Source organism: Dermacoccus sp. Ellin185, from assembly GCF_000152185.1.
GTDB lineage: Bacteria > Actinomycetota > Actinomycetes > Actinomycetales > Dermatophilaceae > Dermacoccus > Dermacoccus nishinomiyaensis.
Window position 1 is genome coordinate 114,654 of record NZ_AEIQ01000088.1, and the last position, 18,482, is coordinate 133,135.

Here is an 18,482-nt window from a genome sequence, read left to right on the forward strand (position 1 = left end):
CCGACGGCGCGGGCCTCAGAAGAAGCGCAGCAGCAACGACGGCAGGATGCTCGTCGCGACGAGCACGAGCGCCATCAGCGCGATGACGACGCGGTGGCCGCGCGTCGTGACGACCAACGGCGAGGCCGCCGCGCCTGCGGACGTACCCACGACGGTCGCGCCCGCCCCCTCGACGGAGTCAGCGGCCGGCGCATCGGATGCGTCGCCCGTCGCGTCACCGATCGGCACGAACATCGCGACGATCCAGCGCAGGTACACCGCGACGCCGAGCAGCGTGTTGAGCACCGCGAACCCGAGCAGCCACCACGAGTGGTCGACGGCGACGGGTTTCATCGCGACGACCTTCGCGACGACACCGACGATGCTCGGCGGCAACCCGGCGAGCGCGAGCAGGCCGAGCGCCATCGTCGCCGCACTCAGCGGATGCGAGCGGAACATGCCGCGCAGCGCGTGGATCTGCACTGCCCGGCCGGGCCGCTCGAACGCGGCGAGGACGACGAACACCGCGGCCGTGCCCAGCGTGTAGAGCGCAAGATACTGTGCGGCTGCATGCGTCGAACCGGCCGAGACGCTCGTGAGCGGCAGCAGCACCCAACCGGCCTGCGCAACCGTCGACCACGCCATGAGACGCAGCAGATCGACCTGACGCAGCGCCATGACGTTGCCGAGCGTCATCGACAACGCCGCGATGATGCCGAGGGCCGTCTGCGCCGGCGAACCGAGCGCGGACGCCGCCGACACGACGACGAGCATCGCGCCGAGCGCGCCCACCTTGGACGTCGTCGCGAGGAACGCCGCGACCCACGTGCCGGACCCCGCGAACGCCTCCGGCGTCCAAGCGTGGAACGGCGCGAGCGACAGCTTGAAACCCACACCGGCGAGCACGAGCATCATCGCGACGACGGCGAGCGGCTTGCGGGCCGGGTCGGCGAACGCCGTGATGACGGCGTCACCGCTCATCGCGATGGTGCCCGTCGCAGCAAACCACAACGCACACCCCAGCGCGAGCACGGCGAACGACGCGAGCGCCGTGACGAGCAACGTCAACGCACCGTGCGCGGCCGCCCGGCCACCACGCAACGCGACGAGGGCGATGCTCGGCAGCGTCGCGAGTTCGAGGAGCACGAGCCACGATGCGAGGTCTCGCGCGGCGACGACGCCGACGCATCCGGCCGTCGCGGACAGCACGAGCATGGCGCGCACCGCGGCGCGTTGAGGGGACGTCGGACGCACCGGCTCGAGCGCCGCGAGCACGACGACGACGAGCGCCGAGACGAGCGCCAACCCCACGAGGCCCGTACCCGGCGCGTCGAGACGCCACCAGCATTGCCCGCCGGAGCACAACGTCGCCACGTGCCCTCGGCGCCCCGCGACGACGAGGGCACCCAACGCACCGACCAGACCGAGAGCCGCGATGATCCACGGCAACCGCGCCTTGGCGTGGAAGACCACGTCGACGAGCAGCACGAGAAGCGCCGCGACCATCGGCGCGGCAGCCGGTGCGAGGGCGAGAGCGTCGACGGAGATCTTCACTTGACGCCTCCCAGCAGCGTGACGAGCTCGTCGTTCATGAGATGCATGAGGGGGCTCGGGGCGAGACCGAGGGCGATCGTCGCGAGCGTCAGCACGCCGATCGCGAGCCACTCCGCGCCCGTGACGCGCTGCGTGGCCGCGGCGCCGTCGGCCGGCGACGCGACGGCTGCCACGCCATCCGACGCGTCGGCGACGACCGTCGCGTCGAACGAACTCGCACCGGCCGGTTCCGCGCCGAGCTCGGTCGTCCTCGCGCCAGGCTGTGCCGCCGCGTCAGACGCAGCGTTCGCAGTCGCTCGACGGGCGTCATCGACAGCCGCGCGACGAGCGTCGTCCTCGAGGTCGCCGGCCCAGACGGCGCGCAATACGCGTGCGCCGTAGACTGCGGCGAGCACGGCGCCGAGGGCGGCGAGTGCCGTCAGCACGTGGAACAGGGTGTTGGGTCGTGACGGCGCATCCCACGCCGCGAAGAGTGCGAGGATTTCGCCCCAGAAACCGGCGAGCCCCGGCAGCCCGAACGCAGCGGCGACCCCGACGACCAGGGCGAACCCGAGTCGCGGATCGGTGTCACGCAATCCGAGCGCGGGCGCGTCGACGTCGACCGGCCCACGGCGCGCCTTCAGCGCACCGACGATCGCGAACAGCAGCGCCGAGATGACACCGTGCGCGATGTTGCCGTAGAGCGCGGCGCCGAAACCGATGACCTGCCCGGCCGCGAGCGCCAGCATGACGAAACCCATGTGGGCGATCGACGACCACGCGACGAGGCGTTTGAGGTCGTGTTCGACGAGACAGACGAGGCCACCGACGATGATGCCGGCGACCGCCAGGATCGCGACGATCGGCGCGATGCGGCGCCATGCGTCCGGCATCGGCAGCGCGACGAGACGGACGAAACCGTACGTGCCCAGCTTGAGCAGCACGGCGGCGAGCATCATCGAACCGGCAGTCGGTGCCGCCGTGTGAGCGCGCGGCAGCCACGCGTGCACGCCGAGCAGCGGCACCTTGACGGCGAGGCCGACGCTGATGAGCGTCGCGGCGATGAGCGTCGTCGTGAATGGCAGACGGTGTGCGGCCGTCGTGAGGTGGTCGAGGTCGCTCGTGCCGGTCGCGGCGACGAGCACGAGCAGCCCCGCGAGCATGAGCATGGAGCCACCGACGGTGTAGAGCGCGAACATCCACCCGGCGCGACGACGCTCGGCGGGCGCAGCGTCACCGAAGCGGTCGATGAGCACCCACATCGGCACGAGGGCGACCTCGAAGGCGATGAAGAAGCCGATGACGTCGCGCACCGTGAACGCGGCGACGGCCGCGCCGAGCACGACGAGCAGGCTGCCGTAGAACAGCCCCGGCGTGCCCTTCGGACGCTGACGGGACGACACGGCGACGGCGAGCAGCGTCACCGCTGCGGCGAGCACGACGAGGGGCGCGCTGATGCCGTCGATCGTCAGGTGCAGGCGCAGCCCGATCTGCGGCACCCACGGCCGGTCGACGACGGCGTCCCCCATCGCCGCGGCGAGGCCGGCGCCGAGCGACGCAGCCGCGGTCAGGAGGGCGATGCACCAGGCGGCGGTGTGCGACAGCGGACGTCCGAGACGGTCGGCCGCCATGAGAGCGGCGCCGAGACCGAGCGGCAGGGCGCTGGCGAGGAGCAGGGCGATCACCACAACGTCACCCCCACGACCGAGGCGACGACGACGCCGACGATGACCCACGACAGGCCCGTCGAGGGGCGGCGCGTGTGCGGTGCGTCGGCGAGGTCGCCGAGGCGCGCCATGCCGGCAGGCAGCGTGTCGTGCGCTGCGGCGAGACGAAGATCGGTGCCGTGGACGACATGGGCGAACCACACGATCGGCCGCGCCAACGCGAGGTAGGCACGGTCGAGGCCGAACCCGCGCGTGGCGAGCAGCGTCATGCGACGCGGCAGGCGCCGGGAGGCGTCACCGTAGAGCTGACGCAGCGACATGATGCGCACGACGAGCACCGACGCGAGCACGAGCAGCACGGTGGCCCCCATCATCGGCAGGTTGAGATGCCGGGTGTCGATGTCGATGAGCGGCGTCAGCGCGAGGGCTCCACCGAAGATGCCGCCGAGGGCGAGCACCCACATCATGAACCGCACCATGACGCCGGGGCGCGGCAGCACCTCGTCCTCGTCGTACTCCTCGACGGCGGCGATCTCCTCGCCGTGCTCGTCGACCTCGGGCGAGGTGCGCAGTAGTTCGACGATGTCGACGTCGCGCACGACGTGCGAGTCGTTGAGGACCTGACGTTCACCGCGGCGCTCCAGCGTCGTGCGGTGCTGCAGGATGAGCCAGGCACGCATCGAATACGCGGCAGTCGCGGCGACGATGAGGAACAGCATGATGAACCCGATGAGCCCTTCGACGTGTCCGTCCGCCTGCGAGCGCGCTGCGTCGTTGATCATCGCATCCTTCGAGACGAACGCGATCGTCGGCGGCAGCCCCGCCATGGTGAACAGGCCGAGGGTCGCCGGAACGAACGTGCGCGGCAGGCGACGCAGCGACCCCGACATGCGACTCGCGAGCGTGCTGCCGATGACGACGGACAGCCAGCCGAGCAGCAAGAACAGCATCGACTTGAAGAAGGCGTGGCCGACGAGGTGGAGCAGCGCGGCGTCGGCCGAGTCACCCGGCGGGACGGCGCCGACGGCCAGCAGCATGAGCCCGACCTGGCTGACGGTCGACCACGCGAGCAACCGCTTGAGGTCGAACTGGCAGAACGCGGCCAGCGCCGCGAGCAGCGACGTGACACCGGTGACGAGGACGAGCGTCAGGCGGGCTGTCGGTTCGAGCGCGAGCAGCGGCTCGAACTGGGCGAGCACGACGGTGCCGGCGGCGACCATCGTCGCGGCGTGGATGAGCGCGGAGGCGGGCGTCGGGCCCTCCATCGCATCAGGCAGCCAGTCGCTGAACGGCAGCTGCGCCGACTTGCCGAGCACGCCGCAGACGAGGCCGAGCAGGACGGCGAGTCGCAGAGGGCCGTCGATGTGCGTCCACGTGCTGAGGATGTCGCTGATACGCGTCGTGTGCGCGACCATCGCGAGCGCCGCGAGGCCGACGATGAACGGCGCGTCTGCGAGGCGGGTGACGACGAAGGCCTTGAACGCTGCGCGGCGGGCCGCAGCGCGCTCGCTCTCGTGACCGATGAGCAGGTACGAGCACCAGCCCATGACCTCCCAGCCCATCAGCGTGAGCAGCACGTCGTTCGACAGCACGACGAGCACCATCGCTCCAGTGAACAGCGCGACGCTCGAGGCGAACACGCGATAGCGCGGATCGGAGTACAGGTACCAGCGCGCGAAGAGCTGCACCGTCAGTGACACGAGAAGCACGACGGCGACGATGAGCGCGCTCGTCGCGTCGTCGCGCAACTGCAGCGGCACCCGCAGCGTGGGCCCGAGCGGCAGCGCGTCGAGCGTCGTGACGTCCTGCGCCACCCCCGAACCGAGATGACGCAGGACCAGCCAGACGGACGCGCCGAGCGCCGCGGCCGTCGTCACGGAGGCGAGGACGAAGGCGACGACGTTGCGGCGTCCGAGGACGAACGCCAGCAGCGCGCCGATGAGCGGCAGCGCGAGAGCCGCCTGCGCGAGGTGAGACGTCACGCTCGTCACGAAGTCACCTCCGGCGAGGATGCTGAGGATGCCGGCGACGTGGTCGACGTCGCGGCCGGCGAAGCTGCGGTGGCCGTCGCGCTCGCCTCGCGAGCGCCGCTGTTCTCGCCCGTGACCTCACGCGTGTCGGCGCGTACCTCGTCGGCGTCGAGTCCTTCGCCGAGGTCGATGTGACCGCGCGCGCGGAACGCATACAGGATGATGCCGAGCGCGAGCGTCACCTCGGCGGCGGCGAGGGTGATGACGAACAGGGACATGATCTGGGCGGAGCCGCCCGGATCGGGCAGGATCGCGCTCGTCGTGACGAGCACGAGGTTCGCGGCCGCGAGCACGAGTTCGACACCGATGAGCACGAGCACGGCGTTGCGGCGCGCGAGGATGGCGTAGACACCGGCGCCGGCGAGGATCGAGGCGAGGCCGAACGGCAGCACGAGGTGGATCATCGACCGCCTCCCGAGCGTCGCGAACCGATCATCGCGAGGGCCCCGACGAGGGCGGAGAGCAGGACGAGCGAGACGACCTCGAACGGCCACGCGAACCGGCCGAACAGGTTCTGCGCGAGGTCGGTCGTCGTGCCCGAGTCGATGCGCGCGCGGCGTGTGCCGAACGCCGAGACGAACGCCGAGAACAGCAGACCGCCCGTCGCCGCGGCGATGACGAGGGCGGCCATCCGCGTCATGATGGGCGCGTCGTGGTCGCCGCTGCGCCCGATCGGCGCGCGCGTCAGCATGACGGCGAACAGGACGAGGACGACGACCGCGCCGACGTAGACGAGCAACTGCACGAGCGCGACGAGTTCGGCGCCGAGGACGAGGTAGCAGCCCGACAGCGTCGCGAGGCACACCGTCAGCCACAGTGCCGCGTGGACGATCTGCCGCGTCGTCACCGCACAGATCGCGGACGCGGCGCTGATGAGGCCGAGGCAGGCGAACAGGGCGTCATGGACGGTCATGGTCGCTCCCCCTGGTCCTGGCTGTCCGGCTGCTGATGGGCGTGTCGGCTTCGGTGTGGCGGGCGGTGGCCCGCGTCGTCGTGGTGCTCGCGTTCACTGCGTCGGCCGACGTCGTTGCACGCGTGCGGGTTTGCTCGCCGCAGCCACCTCGGCGGCCCCGGGTGCGCCGTCGTCGAGATCGGGCGGCGCGGGGACGGTGCGCATCCACGCGCCGAGCTCGTCCTTCTCCTGCAGCAGGTCGCGGATGTCGTTCGTCGCGTACTCGAACTCGGGGCTCCAGAACAGCGCGTCGAACGGGCAGACCTCGATGCAGATGCCGCAGTACATGCACAAGGAGAAGTCGATCGCGAACCGGTCGACGACGTTGCGCTGACGATCGCGCCCACCGGGCGTCTCGCTCGGCACCGTCTCCTTGTGTGAGTCGATGTAGAGGCACCAGTCGGGGCACTCGCGCGCACACAGCATGCAGGCGGTGCAGTTCTCCTCGAGCAGCGCGATGACGCCGCGGCTGCGAGGCGGCAGGTCGGGCTTGACGTCCGGGTACTGCTGCACGGACGTCTTCTTCGTCATCGTGCGCGCAGTCGTGCGCATCCCGGCGAGCAGGCCGCGGATCGGACCCGCCTCACGCCCGGAGGAGAGCAGCGGGTGGACGTGGCGACCGAGATCGCGCGGGGCGTCGGGAGTCGCGTCGCCCGAGGCGGACGCGTCGTTCTCGTGAGGCTGAGTCATGCGGTGTAGATCACTCCTGCCGCGGTGAGAGCGAGTTGGACGAGTGCGAGCGGGACGAGCACGAACCAGGCGAAACGCTGCAGCTGGTCCTCACGCAGCCGCGGCCAGCTCATGCGCATCCACAAGATGACGAAGGCGACGACGGCCGTCTTGAGCAGCATCCACACGAACCCGAGCGCGCCCTCGAACGGGCCGTTCCACCCGCCGAGGTAGAGCGCGGCGAACAGTGCCGACATCACGACGATGCCTGCGTACTCGCTCAGCAGGAACAGCGCGAAACGCAGGCCGGTGTACTCCGTCATCACGCCCATGACGACCTCTGAGTCGGCGACGGGCATGTCGAACGGCGGGCGTTGCAGCTCGGCCGTCATCGCGACGAGCAGGACGAACGCGCCCGGCAGCTGCCACAGCAACCAGATCGGGTGCCACTCGTGGACGATGCCGGAGATGCTGAGCGAACCCGCAGCCATCGCGAACGACGCGCACGCGAGGATGAGCGGCACCTCGTAGCTGACGAGCTGCGCGGCCGACCGGAACGCGCCGAGCGTCGCGTACTTGTTGCCCGAACCGAACCCTGCCATGAGCGTCGCGACCGTGCCGATGCCGGAGACGGCGAGCACGTAGACGAGCGACGCGGGCAGGTCACCGGCGACGAGGCTCGGCGTGAACGGGACGGCCGCGAGCGCCAGCAGATAGCTGAACATCGACACCGCCGGCGCGAGCTTGAACACGCCCCGGTCAGCGGCGCGCGGCGTCACGTCCTCCTTCTGCGCAAACTTGACGCCATCGGCGACGAGCTGCGCCCACCCGTGAAAACCGCCCGCCTCCATCGGGCCGAGGCGCCCCTGCATGTGCGCCATCACCTTGTGCTCGACCTGGCCGAGCACGAGCGGCAGCACCATGAAACAGGCGAGCACGGCCACGCTGCGCAACGTGACGTCGAGAACGCTCATCGCGGCCCCCACGTGTCGTCGGGGACGCCCGGCGCCATGACCTTGCGGCGCTTCGCCGCTCCCGCGCGAGGGCTCTCACCCTTGGACTCGCCGGGGTCCTTGATGCCCGGCCACTCCTTGCTCGCGCGCGCCGTGAGGACGAACGACTTTCGCAGCGGCGTGCCGATGAACGTCTCGGGCAGCAGCAGCTTGCGCAGACCGGCGCCCGTGCCGTCGTCGAACCCGTCGAAGACGATGCCGAACATCTCGAACGTCTCACGTTCGTGCCATGCCGCGCCGCGCCACAGGCCGGTGAGGCTCGGCGCGTGCGCCGGGTCGTCACCCGAGGCGAGCGGCACCCGTGCGCGCGTCATGACACTCGCGCGCACGCCGCGGACGTCGCCGTCACCGATCTCATAGAGGTGGCTGACGAGGTCGAAACCGGCCGGCTTGTCGGGCAGATCGCGATCGGTCTCGTCGACGGCGGTGACGAAGTCGAAGAACGTGTAGCCGTCGGCGCGGTGCGCTTCATGCGTGGCGATCCACTCGTCGAGCGCGACGTCGACGCGGCGCGGTTCGCGGCTCATGCGTCATCACCGGTCGTGGGGGTGTCGGGTGTCGGGGCGTCGGCCTTGGTGGCGCCCGTCGTCTTCTTCGAGGGGACGTCGTGCCCCGGCTTCGTCACGAGCGGACGCTGGACGGACGCGGCGCTGCGGCGCTTGGTGGAGAACGGGTTGAGGCGCGACAGAATGCTCTCGCCGGTCAGCTTCTCCTGCGCGATCTGGTTCTGCAGCGTGACGATGCCCTGCAGCAGCGCTTCGGGGCGCGGCGGGCAACCGGGCACGTAGACGTCGACGGGCACGAGCTGGTCGACGCCTTTCGTCACGGAGTAAGAATCCCAGTACGGCCCACCGGAGTTCGAACACGCGCCGAAGCTGATGACGTACTTCGGCTCGGGCATCTGGTCGTAGAGGCGACGGACGGCGGGCGCCATCTTGTCGGTGACGGTGCCGGAGACGACCATGAGGTCGGCCTGACGTGGGCCCGGCGCGAAGGGGATGACGCCGAGGCGGATGAAGTCGTGGCGCGACATCGAGCCGGCGATGAATTCGATCGCGCAGCAGGCGAGGCCGAAGTTGAACACCCACAGTGAGTAGCGGCGCCCCCAGTTGAGGACGAGCCGCATCGGCTTCGGTGCATGCTCCTGCGCCATGCCGACGTGGGGACGCACCGTCGGCATCGGCAGGTCGACGGCGCGCTCTGCGGTGGCTTCGATCGGCCCTGCCGTGGGGAAGGTCGCGTCGGCGGCGGGCGTGCGGGAATCGTCGGTCATCGTCGGATCACCTCACAGCCAGGCCAGCAGGCCCCGGCGCGCGGCATGCGCGAGGCCGACGAGCAGGACGAGGATGAAGATGCCCATCTCGAACAGTGAAGCGACGCCGAGGCCGCTCGTGCGCAGGACGAGCGCCCACGGGAACAGGTAGACGGCGTCGACGGCGAACACCACGTAGAGAAACGCGAACGCGACGTACCGGAAACCGGACTGCTGCCAGTTGCCGGCGATGGGGTCGACGCCCGACTCGTACGTCGTCAGCTTCGTCGGGCTGGGCACGCGCGGTGCGAGGACACGACGGACCACCATGGCAGCGACGAAGAGCGCGACGCCCCCGAGGGTGACGCCGAGCACGACGAGGTAGCCCAGCAGACCGGAATTCACCGGCCCAGCCTATCGGGGCGCACCACCTGCGCCCGCGAGGCTGGCGCGTGTGTCTCGCCTGCGGGCGTTCTGCGGTGACGCCGGGCATCATGCGGCTGCCCTCTCACAGATGGAGTGGGGAGCCTGTCTGCCCCTGTCACCGACGGGAGTTCGTCGAGGCTGAAGGCCCGCACCCGCAGCCGTGGCGTTCATAGGCTCCTGCCGGCAGGTGCGATGTCGCCGATGGGACGCAAGAACCCCGGAATCCCGCGGTTGTCGGAGGCAGCGTCTACTGTCTGTGACGTGGCACTCATCCTGCATCGGGAAGCTTCCCCGACCGCTCTCGCCGAGCAGCTCGGCTCGCTCCTCGCGAGCGATCCGCTCGACGTGTTCGACCGTGAACTCGTCATCGCGCCCTCCCCCGGCGTCGAGCGCTGGCTGAGCCAACGTCTCGCGCACGAGCTCGGCGCGAACATCGGCGACGACGGGGTGTGCGCCGGGCTGAGCGTCCACACGCCGTACTCGTTCATGTCGTTCGCCCTCGAGCGCGAGTTCGACGACCCGTGGCACCCCGACCGGCTCGCCTGGCTCGTCCTCGAAGCCGTCGACGCGGCCGTGCAGCGCCCCGGGTTCGAGACGCTCGCCCACCACCTCGGGGCCGATGCGCTGCCCGGCGGCGCGTCGAAGAACGACGCGTGGTTCCACCGTGCCCGCCAGTCTCGTCGGTACGCGGTCGCGCGGCGCCTCGCGGGGCTGTTCGCGCGCTACAGCGACGAGCGTCCCGCGCTCGTTCGTGCCTGGGAGAGCGGTGCCGGCGGCGACGTCGCGCCCGACCTCGCGTGGCAGCCCCGGTTGTGGCGTGACGTGCTCGACGTGGCGCGCGCGCACGGCATCGACGAGTCGCCCGTCGCGCGGCTCGACCGCGTGTGCACCAGCCTGCGCGACGGCACGCTGACGCTGTCCCTGCCGCGGCGCGTCAACTTCTTCGGCTACACGCGGGTGTCGACGGCGACACTCGACCTGTTCGAAGCGATCGCCGCACGTCACGAGACGCACCTGTGGCTGCCGCACCCGAGCGACGCCCTCTGGCAGCGGTTGCGCCAGCTCGATTCCGGCGGCCTCCGGCGCCGCGACGACGACAGCGCGCGCGCCGCGGAGCACCCGTTGCTCGCCACGCTCGGGCGTGACATCCGCGAACTCGAACTGACGCTGCTGCGACGCGACGTCGAGGACGCGAGCGCGCCGGCGGCCGCCCCGTTTGGGCAGGGGCCTGCCGGTGAGGGATCCTCGCGCGGGGCTGCTGCCGGCACGCGCCTCGAGCAGCTGCAGGCCGACATCCGCGCCAACCGCGCCCCGAGCGCCGTCTCGACCATCGACGACACGACCTCCTTCCAGGTTCACGCCTGTCACGGCCCGGCCCGTCAGGTCGACGCACTGCGCGAGACGCTGCTGTGGCTGCTCGACGAGTCCAAGGGCAGTCTGCAGCCGCGCGACATCGTCGTCATGTGCCCCGACGTCGAGACGTACGCGCCGCTCATCAAGGCGGCGTTCGCCTCCGTCGACGACGACGGCGCGCACCATCCCGGTCGGCGTCTGCGCGTGCAGCTCGCCGACCGCGGCCTCGCCGCCACCAACCCCCTCGCCGAGGTGGCCCTGAGACTGCTCGGCCTCGCCGGCGGGCGCGCCACCGCATCCGAGGTGCTCGACTTCGCGCACCTGCCCGCCGTGCGCCAGAAGTTCGGTTTCGACACGGATGCCCTCGACCGCATCAGCCGGTGGGTGCGCACGAGCGGTGCACGTTGGGGTTACGACGCCGAGCACCGCCGCGAGTACGGCCTCCTCGAAATGCCGGCCAACACGTGGACGCTGGCTCTCGACCGGCTCGCACTCGGCGTCGCGATGAGCGCCGACACAGAAGCTCCGGCGGGCGCCCTGCTGCCGATCGACGATCTGGGCACCTCCGACATCGAGACGGCGAGCGCCTTCGTCACCCTCATGACGGAGGTGACGGCGGCCGCCAAGGCCGTGCGCGGCACGAGCTCAGCGGGCGTCGACCTTACCCGGGGCAGTTTCACGCCGCAGGAATGGTTCGACTGGTTGCGGCGTCACGTGGGCGCCGTCGCTGCTCCGTCACGCGACGAGGCGTGGCAGCTCGGAGCGTTCGAGCGCGAGTTGGCGTTCCTCGCCGAGGGCAGCACCCGCACCGGTCTGCGCCTCACCGACATGCGCGTCATGCTCGAGCAGCGCTGGGGCCCGCGCCCGTCGCGCAGCAACTTCCGCAACGGCGCCGTCAGCGTGTGCACGCTGACGCCGATGCGTTCGGTGCCGCACCAGGCCGTCATCCTGCTCGGCCTCGACGACGAGAGCTTCCCCCGCTCCTTCGTCGCCGACGGTGACGACGCGCTCGCTCGCGACCCTCATCTCGGCGAGCGCGACCCGCGCAGTGAGGACAGGCAACTGCTCCTCGATGCCGTCATGGCGTCGCGCAAGCACCTCATCGCGTTCTACTCGGGCTTCGACGAGCGTGACGGCACTCGCCGCCCGCCCGCCGTCCCGCTGCAGGAGCTCATCGCCGCGGCCGCCGCGACCGGCGCGCCGACCCCCGAGGACGCCGAGCGTCACCCCTTCGAGTTCGTCCACCCGCTGCAACCGTTCGACGAACGCAACTTCACGTTCAGCTCACCCCTGCCGGGTGGCTCGTACGACGCGGCCGCGCTCGCCGGCGCGCGTTCGTTGCGGCAGGCGCGTGAGAGCGGACGCGACGTCGCCGACGAGACCTCGCTGCCGCCGCTGCTCACCGGCCTGCTGCCGGCCCGCGAACCCCGTGACGTCACCCTCGACGAGCTCGTGAGGTTCATCGAGAACCCGGCCCGCACGTTCCTGTCCGACCGGCTGCAGACGGGCGTCACGTACGAGGCCGACGAGACCGAGGATGCGCTACCGATCGACCTCGACCCGCTCGAACAGTGGGCCGTCGGCGATCGCCTCCTGCGTCGCACCCTCAGCGGGGTGCCGCTGGAGCAGGCGAGCGCCGAGGAGAGCCACAGTGGCGCGTTGCCACCGAGCCCGCTGCCGTCGAAGATCGGCGACATCACGCGCAAGGTCGGCGCCATCCTTCAGGGCCTGCCGCCGGGTGAGCGACGCAGTATCGACGTGTCGATCCCCCTCACGCTCAACGGACCGAGCGGGCCGACCTCCGTCCGGCTGACGGGTGTCGTCCCGCACGTCATCGGCGACGAAATCCAGATCGTCAACTACAGCTCCGTCAGTGCTCGGCACCTCGCGCGGGCCTGGGTGAGCGTCCTCGCGGCCGCCGCCTCGCGTCCTGGGCAGGAGTGGAGCGCCGCCGTGCGCGGCAAGTACGGCGAGTGCCGCCTCACCGCACCCGATGACCCGCTCAGTGCGCTCACCGACCTCGCGTCCCTGCGCCTCGACGGTCTGCGCGCGCCCCTGCCGGTACCGGCGAAGACGTCGCTCGCGTTCATCGAGGGCTACCGCGCCGGACGACGCTCGCGCAACGCCACCGAAGAACTCGCCCTCAACGTCGGGGCGAGCAAGGCCCGCCCGGTCTGGGAAGGCACCTTCGATCGCGAGGGAGAACGCGACGACCCCTGGTGGCAGCGCGTTTACGCGCCACAGGTGCCCTCACTCGACCGGCTCAATGCCGGCAACGTGTTCATCGACCGGAGCAAACGGCTGTGGATCCCGCTGCTCGACCAGAAGGGACCGATCGGGCGATGACCGAGACCCCAGCACCCGTCGCCACGAACCCGCTCGGGGCACCCGCGCCGCCGCCGTCCGTACAGTTCGACGTCACGGCGCCCATCCCGCACGGCACGACCCTCATCGAGGCGAGCGCCGGAACGGGCAAGACCTGGACGCTGAGCGCCCTCGTGACCCGTCTCGTGGCCGAGGAGGGGCTGCCGCTCGAGGAACTGCTCGTCGTGACTTTCTCCCGCGCCGCCAGCCAAGAACTGCGCGAACGCGTGCGCGAACAACTCGAACGCGTGCTCACGCGGCTGCGTCAGGCGCCCCACGACGACGACGGCGTCCTCGTCGCAGCCCTGCGCAGCGACGACCCAGGCGTGCTCGCCGAGCGCTGCGACCGCCTCGCCCGGGCGCTCGCGTCGTTCGACTCGGCGCTCATCGCGACGATCCACCAGTTCTGCCACGACGTGCTCAAGGGCCTCGGCGTCGCCGGCGATTCCGACTCGTTCGCGACGCTCGTCGAGGACACGACCGGCCTGCGCGACGAGGTCATCGACGACCTTTACGTCGCCCGCCGCGCGCAGGATCCGTCGTTCGACCTCTCGCACGAGCGGGCACGATTCATCGGCCACTGCGTACTGACGAACACCGGCGCCGCCCTCGACGCGCCCGCCGACGACAGCCAACGCGCCGTCATCGACTTCGCTGAGGCGCTGCGCAACGAGTACGCGCGCCGCAAGCGCCGCGCCGGCATCCTCGAGTACGACGACCTGCTCGTCGACCTGCGCACCGCCCTGCGTGCAACCCCGTCGATCGCCCGCGAACGGATGCGGGCGCGGTGGAGTGTCGTGCTCGTCGACGAGTTCCAGGACACCGACCCCGTGCAATGGGAGGTCTTCCAGACGGCATTCTCGGAGGCGGGCCGCTCCCTCATCCTCGTCGGCGACCCCAAGCAGGCGATCTACGGTTTCCGCGGCGGCGACGTCCACACCTACCTGCGGGCGTCGCAGACCGCCGAGCACCGTTCGACGCTGCCGACGAACTACCGCAGCGACGGCCCGCTCGTCGACGCCCTCGGCCGCCTCATGGGCAACGTGACGCTCTCGCCCGGCATCGTCGCGCACCCCGTCACCGCCGACCGCGAGACGTCCCGCCTCGTCGGCGACGCCGCGCCGATCGAGATGCGCTGGGTCAACGGTGACCCGCTGCCCGCAGCTGGCGCGCGCAGCGCCGTCGCGCACGACCTCGCGGTACGCGCCAGCGAACTGCTGGCGAGCGGGACGACGTTCGCCGACGCGCCGCTCGCGCCGCACCACATGGCGGTCCTCGCGCGCACCCACGCACAGCTGCTCCAGGTCCGCGAGCAGCTGCGTGCCGCCGGCATCCCCGCCGTGATGATGAGTGGCGACTCCGTACTGCGCAGCAGCGCCGGGGCCTGGTGGCTCGAGCTCCTGCTCGCCCTCGAACAACCCCATCGCGCGCAGCGCGTGCGAGCCGCGTGCCTGACGCCCCTCATCGGCTGGGACGTCGCCCGCATCGACGCACTCGAGACGGCCGACGCCGACGAATCCGCCGAACTCGTCCACGCGCTCGCGGCGCAGTTCGACGAGGGCGGCATCCCCGCCGTCATGGATGCGCTGCGGGCGCGCGGCATGCTCGAACGCCTCCTCGCCCGCGTCGGCGGCGAACGCGACGTCACCGACATCGAGCACTGCGCGCAGTTGCTGACGGAGCGTCAGCTCGCGACCGGCGGCGGCATCGCGGCGCTGGTCGCGTGGGTGCAGGAGCAGAGCGCCGCGGATGCCAAGGTCACCGCCGACGCGCGCCTCATGCGTCTCGACTCCGACGCGCAGGCCGTGACACTGTCGACCATCCACGCGAGCAAGGGGCTGCAGTACCCCGTCGTCTTCGCGCCGACGCTGTGGAACCGATGGGACAAGGACCGCTCGGTTCCCGACATCGTCTACACCGAGGCGGGCCGTGTCGTCTCGTTCGATCCGGGCGTCATCAACGCGTCGCGATCGCACGAGGAGGCCTCCGGCGAGGAGATGCGCCTCGCGTACGTGGCGATGACGCGCGCGCAGAGCAAGGTGGTGTTGTGGTGGGCCCCGACGGCACGCAGTACCTCGAAGAGCGCTCTGCACCGGCTGCTGTTCGGTCAGGCCGCCGACCCCGCGTCGCTGGGAGAACTGCTGACGCGCCGCACGAGCGACAAGGGCAGCGAGGTCATCACCACGACCGAGCAGAACGGCCTGCCGCGCGGTGACAAGCTGTTCGAGATCCTCCAGACCTGGGCTGAACACCGGGCCTTCACCCTCACCGAGGTCGTGCCCGGCGCCAAGCCGACGCCCGTTCACGTCGCCGTCTCGAGCGACGAGATGAACCTCTCACGGTTCGACCCACGCCTCGTCGACACGTCCTGGCGACGCACGTCGTACTCCGCGCTGTCGGCCGCCGGCGAGCGCGCCGACGAGCTGGCGGGCGTCGTCAGCGAGCCCGACGCCGTCGGCGCCCAGCTCGACCCGGACGTCGACCTCGCGCTGCCGCAGGCACCGTCGGCGCCCGACGTCCCGGGGGCTGACGCTCTCTCCCCCATGCACGACCAGCCGCTCGGCGCGACGTTCGGCTCGCTCGTGCACGGTGTGCTCGAGGAGGCCGACTTCCAGGCCGACGACCTCGACGCCGAGCTGCACCGGCACATCGTCGAACAACAGCTGCGCTGGCCGGCCGACGTCGACGTCGACGCCCTCGTCGAAGCGCTGCGCGGGGTGCTCGCCACCCCGTTCGGGCCCCTGGCCGACGACGTGTGCCTGCGTCGGATCGCAATGAGCGACCGCATCGCCGAGATGGACTTCGAGATCCCCCTCGGTGGCGGTGACACCCCCCACGCCCGGGCGACCCTGCGTGCGTTCGCCGACGTCCTGCGCCGTCACCTGCCGGAAGACGACCCGCTGCGTCCCTACGCCGACCATCTCGAGGCCTCCCTGCTCGGCGAGGAGACGCTGCGCGGGTACCTGACCGGCTCGATCGACCTGACGTTCCGTCACGGCGGGCGCTATTTCGTCGTCGACTACAAGACGAACCGCCTGGGTGATCCGGATGCCCCGCTCACGTTGTCTGCTTACGGCCCCGAGGCCCTCGCCGCGGCGATGAATCACTCGTCCTACCCGCTGCAGGCAATTCTGTACGCCGTCGTCCTGCACCGCTACCTGCGCTGGCGCCTGCCCGGCTACGACCCCGAGACCCACCTCGGCGGCGTCATGTATCTCTACGTGCGTGGCATGGCGGGGGCTGACACGCCCCGCGGTGACGACGACACCCCCTTCGGCGTCTTCACGTGGCGCCCACCGGCAGCGCTCGTCGTCGCGCTGTCCGCCATCATCGACGGTCGCGAGCGAGGGAGTCAGCGATGACCGACCACCATGTCGAGACTGCGCCCGAATCGGCGGTTGTCGCACCTGACGCGGGTCGCACAGACGGACGCCACCCACTCGACGTCCTCGCCGAGCACGAGTTCGTCAGCCGCGGCGACGAACTCGTGGCCCGTCGCATCGCCCGCGCCGTGGGTGAACCCGACGGGTGGCCGCTCGCGCTGCTCGCTCTCGCCGTACGCGCGGCCCGAGAAGGATCGAGCGCGCTCGACCTCACAGGCGTCGCCACGACGGGCGCCGAGGTCGCGCGTGACCAGGAGGACGAGGTCGACCTCGCGGTGGCGACGCTCGCCGAGGTGATCGCCGTGCCCGACCCTGCGGCCCTCGCCGATCTCGTGCGTGCGAGTGCGCTCGCGCACCAAGGCGTCGTGCACCTGCGCGGCGACGGCGCGGACGCCGCAGATCCGCCGCTGCTCATCATGGATCGTCACGACCGCGACGAGAACCTCATCGCCGACCTCATCGCACAGCGGCAATCACTGCTGGCTCCCCTCACCACGCAGTCGCAGGCCGAGGCCGACGCGGCCATCGCCGGCATCGCGCTCGACGACGCGCAGCGCGGAGCGGTGCACTCGGTCTTGACGCGATCGCTGACCGTCCTCACCGGTGGCCCGGGCATGGGCAAGACCTACACGCTCGCTGCGATCATCCGCGCCGCCCACGCGGGGCTCGGAGCCGACCTACGCCTTGCGCTCGCGGCTCCCACCGGCAAGGCGGCGGCGCGCATGACGGAGTCGTTGCGTGAGAACGGCGTCGGCCCCGACGCGGCCCCCGACGCCATCACCCTGCATCGCTTGCTCGGGTGGGATCGCACGAACTCGCAGCGCTTCGTGCACGACGCGAGCAACCCGCTGCCGCACGATCTCGTCGTCGTCGACGAGGCGTCGATGCTGTCACTCGCGATGACGGCGCGCCTGCTCGAAGCGCTCAAGCCGACGGCGCGCCTGCTCCTCGTCGGCGACCCCGATCAGCTCGCATCCGTCGAGGCCGGTTCGGTGCTGAGCGACCTCGTCTCCGGGCTCGACGACGCGCAGATCGTGCGCCTCACGACGCATCACCGGCTCAGCGAATCCCGCCGCGATCTCGCGCTGGCCTTCGCGGCGCCGACGCCGGACGAACAGGTCGCGGGCGTCACCGCGGTGCTGCGCGGTGGGCGCGGCGACGTCGAACACCTCAGCGAGGGCGACGTCGACCTGGCCGCGCTGCCGCACGTCGCGGAATCGGCGTGGCAGCTGCGTCAGGCGGCCGCTGCCGGGGATCGTGACGCGGCGCTGGGCGCCCTGCGTCACCACCGTCTCCTGTGCGCGCACCGCACCGGACCGTACGGTGTCGCCCGCTGGAACCGCCTCGTCGAGGCCTCGCTCGCGGATCGGGGCGTCGACATCGTGGCGGGCCGCATGTACGTCGGCCGGCCCGTCATCGTGACGAAGAACGACCCGAGCCTCGGGCTTTTCAACGGTGACACGGGCGTCGTCATCGACGCGGGCGGGCGCCTCGTCGTCCTCGTCGACCGCGGGCAGAAGGCGGGCGAGGAGACGAAAAAACGCACCGAGTTCTCACCGTGGCGCCTGGCCGATGTCGAGACGATGCACGCGATGACGGTGCACAAGGCGCAGGGCAGCCAGGCCGAGCACGTCACGGTCATCGTGCCGCCGGTCGGTTCGCGGCTGCTGACGCGCGAGATGCTCTACACCGCGCTGACCCGCGCGAGTGCGCACCTCACCGTCGTCGGCACGGACGACGCCATCGAGCACGCGGTGCGCACCCCGGTGCGCCGAGCGTCAGGGCTGGCGCGGCGCCTGCGTGAGACGAACATCCAGCGCGAGACGAAAACCGAGAATGGATAGATTTCTGATGCACTGAC

General features: G+C 71.0%; 13 protein-coding genes. 3 read left to right on the forward strand and 10 right to left on the reverse strand.

The features are described 5' to 3' along the window. Nucleotides 1–15: 15 nt before the first annotated feature. The 10 genes from HMPREF0321_RS09955 to HMPREF0321_RS10000 form a co-directional block, all read right to left on the reverse strand. On the reverse strand, nucleotides 16–1,533 hold the full coding sequence (locus tag HMPREF0321_RS09955; protein ID WP_006946107.1) for an NADH-quinone oxidoreductase subunit N: 1,518 nt from the start codon (nucleotides 1,531–1,533) through the stop codon (nucleotides 16–18). Continuing rightward, the gene (locus HMPREF0321_RS09960) at nucleotides 1,530–3,197 is read right to left on the reverse strand and encodes a NuoM family protein (protein WP_136788543.1); all 1,668 of its coding nucleotides are present in this window, start codon (nucleotides 3,195–3,197) and stop codon (nucleotides 1,530–1,532) included. The genes HMPREF0321_RS09955 and HMPREF0321_RS09960 overlap by 4 nt, the downstream gene beginning before the upstream one ends. Then, the gene (locus tag HMPREF0321_RS09965; RefSeq protein ID WP_006946137.1) at nucleotides 3,194–5,170 is read right to left on the reverse strand and encodes an NADH-quinone oxidoreductase subunit L; all 1,977 of its coding nucleotides are present in this window, start codon (nucleotides 5,168–5,170) and stop codon (nucleotides 3,194–3,196) included. The genes HMPREF0321_RS09960 and HMPREF0321_RS09965 overlap by 4 nt, the downstream gene beginning before the upstream one ends. Further along, nucleotides 5,167–5,613, reverse strand: a complete 447-nt coding sequence (gene nuoK, locus HMPREF0321_RS09970) for an NADH-quinone oxidoreductase subunit NuoK (protein ID WP_006946070.1) — start codon at nucleotides 5,611–5,613, stop codon at nucleotides 5,167–5,169. The genes HMPREF0321_RS09965 and nuoK overlap by 4 nt, the downstream gene beginning before the upstream one ends. Then, nucleotides 5,610–6,122 (reverse strand): NADH-quinone oxidoreductase subunit J, encoded by a 513-nt coding sequence (locus tag HMPREF0321_RS09975; protein WP_006946195.1) that lies wholly within the window; start codon nucleotides 6,120–6,122, stop codon nucleotides 5,610–5,612. Before HMPREF0321_RS09975 ends, nuoK begins: the two co-directional genes overlap by 4 nt. A 93-nt stretch (nucleotides 6,123–6,215) precedes the next feature. Continuing rightward, complete coding sequence (locus tag HMPREF0321_RS09980) at nucleotides 6,216–6,851, reverse strand: NADH-quinone oxidoreductase subunit I (RefSeq protein WP_006946301.1); 636 nt, start codon at nucleotides 6,849–6,851, stop codon at nucleotides 6,216–6,218. Continuing rightward, on the reverse strand, nucleotides 6,848–7,804 hold the full coding sequence (locus tag HMPREF0321_RS09985; RefSeq protein ID WP_006946099.1) for a complex I subunit 1 family protein: 957 nt from the start codon (nucleotides 7,802–7,804) through the stop codon (nucleotides 6,848–6,850). The genes HMPREF0321_RS09980 and HMPREF0321_RS09985 overlap by 4 nt, the downstream gene beginning before the upstream one ends. Then, on the reverse strand, nucleotides 7,801–8,370 hold the full coding sequence (locus tag HMPREF0321_RS09990; protein ID WP_006946285.1) for an NADH-quinone oxidoreductase subunit C: 570 nt from the start codon (nucleotides 8,368–8,370) through the stop codon (nucleotides 7,801–7,803). Before HMPREF0321_RS09990 ends, HMPREF0321_RS09985 begins: the two co-directional genes overlap by 4 nt. Next, nucleotides 8,367–9,116 carry an NADH-quinone oxidoreductase subunit B gene (locus tag HMPREF0321_RS09995; protein WP_006946141.1) on the reverse strand — a complete coding sequence of 250 codons (750 nt, stop codon included), beginning with the start codon at nucleotides 9,114–9,116 and terminating at the stop codon, nucleotides 8,367–8,369. Before HMPREF0321_RS09995 ends, HMPREF0321_RS09990 begins: the two co-directional genes overlap by 4 nt. A 12-nt stretch (nucleotides 9,117–9,128) precedes the next feature. Then, nucleotides 9,129–9,500 carry an NADH-quinone oxidoreductase subunit A gene (locus HMPREF0321_RS10000; RefSeq protein ID WP_006946140.1) on the reverse strand — a complete coding sequence of 124 codons (372 nt, stop codon included), beginning with the start codon at nucleotides 9,498–9,500 and terminating at the stop codon, nucleotides 9,129–9,131. A gap of 282 nt (nucleotides 9,501–9,782) precedes the next feature. Here HMPREF0321_RS10000 and recC point away from each other — a divergent pair, with 282 nt between their 5' ends. The 3 genes from recC to recD are packed head-to-tail and all read left to right on the forward strand — an operon-like array spanning nucleotide 9,783 to nucleotide 18,465. Then, complete coding sequence (gene recC / locus HMPREF0321_RS10005) at nucleotides 9,783–13,220, forward strand: exodeoxyribonuclease V subunit gamma (protein WP_006946257.1); 3,438 nt, start codon at nucleotides 9,783–9,785, stop codon at nucleotides 13,218–13,220. Continuing rightward, nucleotides 13,217–16,600, forward strand: a complete 3,384-nt coding sequence (locus HMPREF0321_RS10010; RefSeq protein WP_006946149.1) for a UvrD-helicase domain-containing protein — start codon at nucleotides 13,217–13,219, stop codon at nucleotides 16,598–16,600. Before recC ends, HMPREF0321_RS10010 begins: the two co-directional genes overlap by 4 nt. Next, nucleotides 16,597–18,465 carry an exodeoxyribonuclease V subunit alpha gene (gene recD / locus HMPREF0321_RS10015; RefSeq protein WP_006946281.1) on the forward strand — a complete coding sequence of 623 codons (1,869 nt, stop codon included), beginning with the start codon at nucleotides 16,597–16,599 and terminating at the stop codon, nucleotides 18,463–18,465. The genes HMPREF0321_RS10010 and recD overlap by 4 nt, the downstream gene beginning before the upstream one ends. Nucleotides 18,466–18,482: the final 17 nt, after the last annotated feature.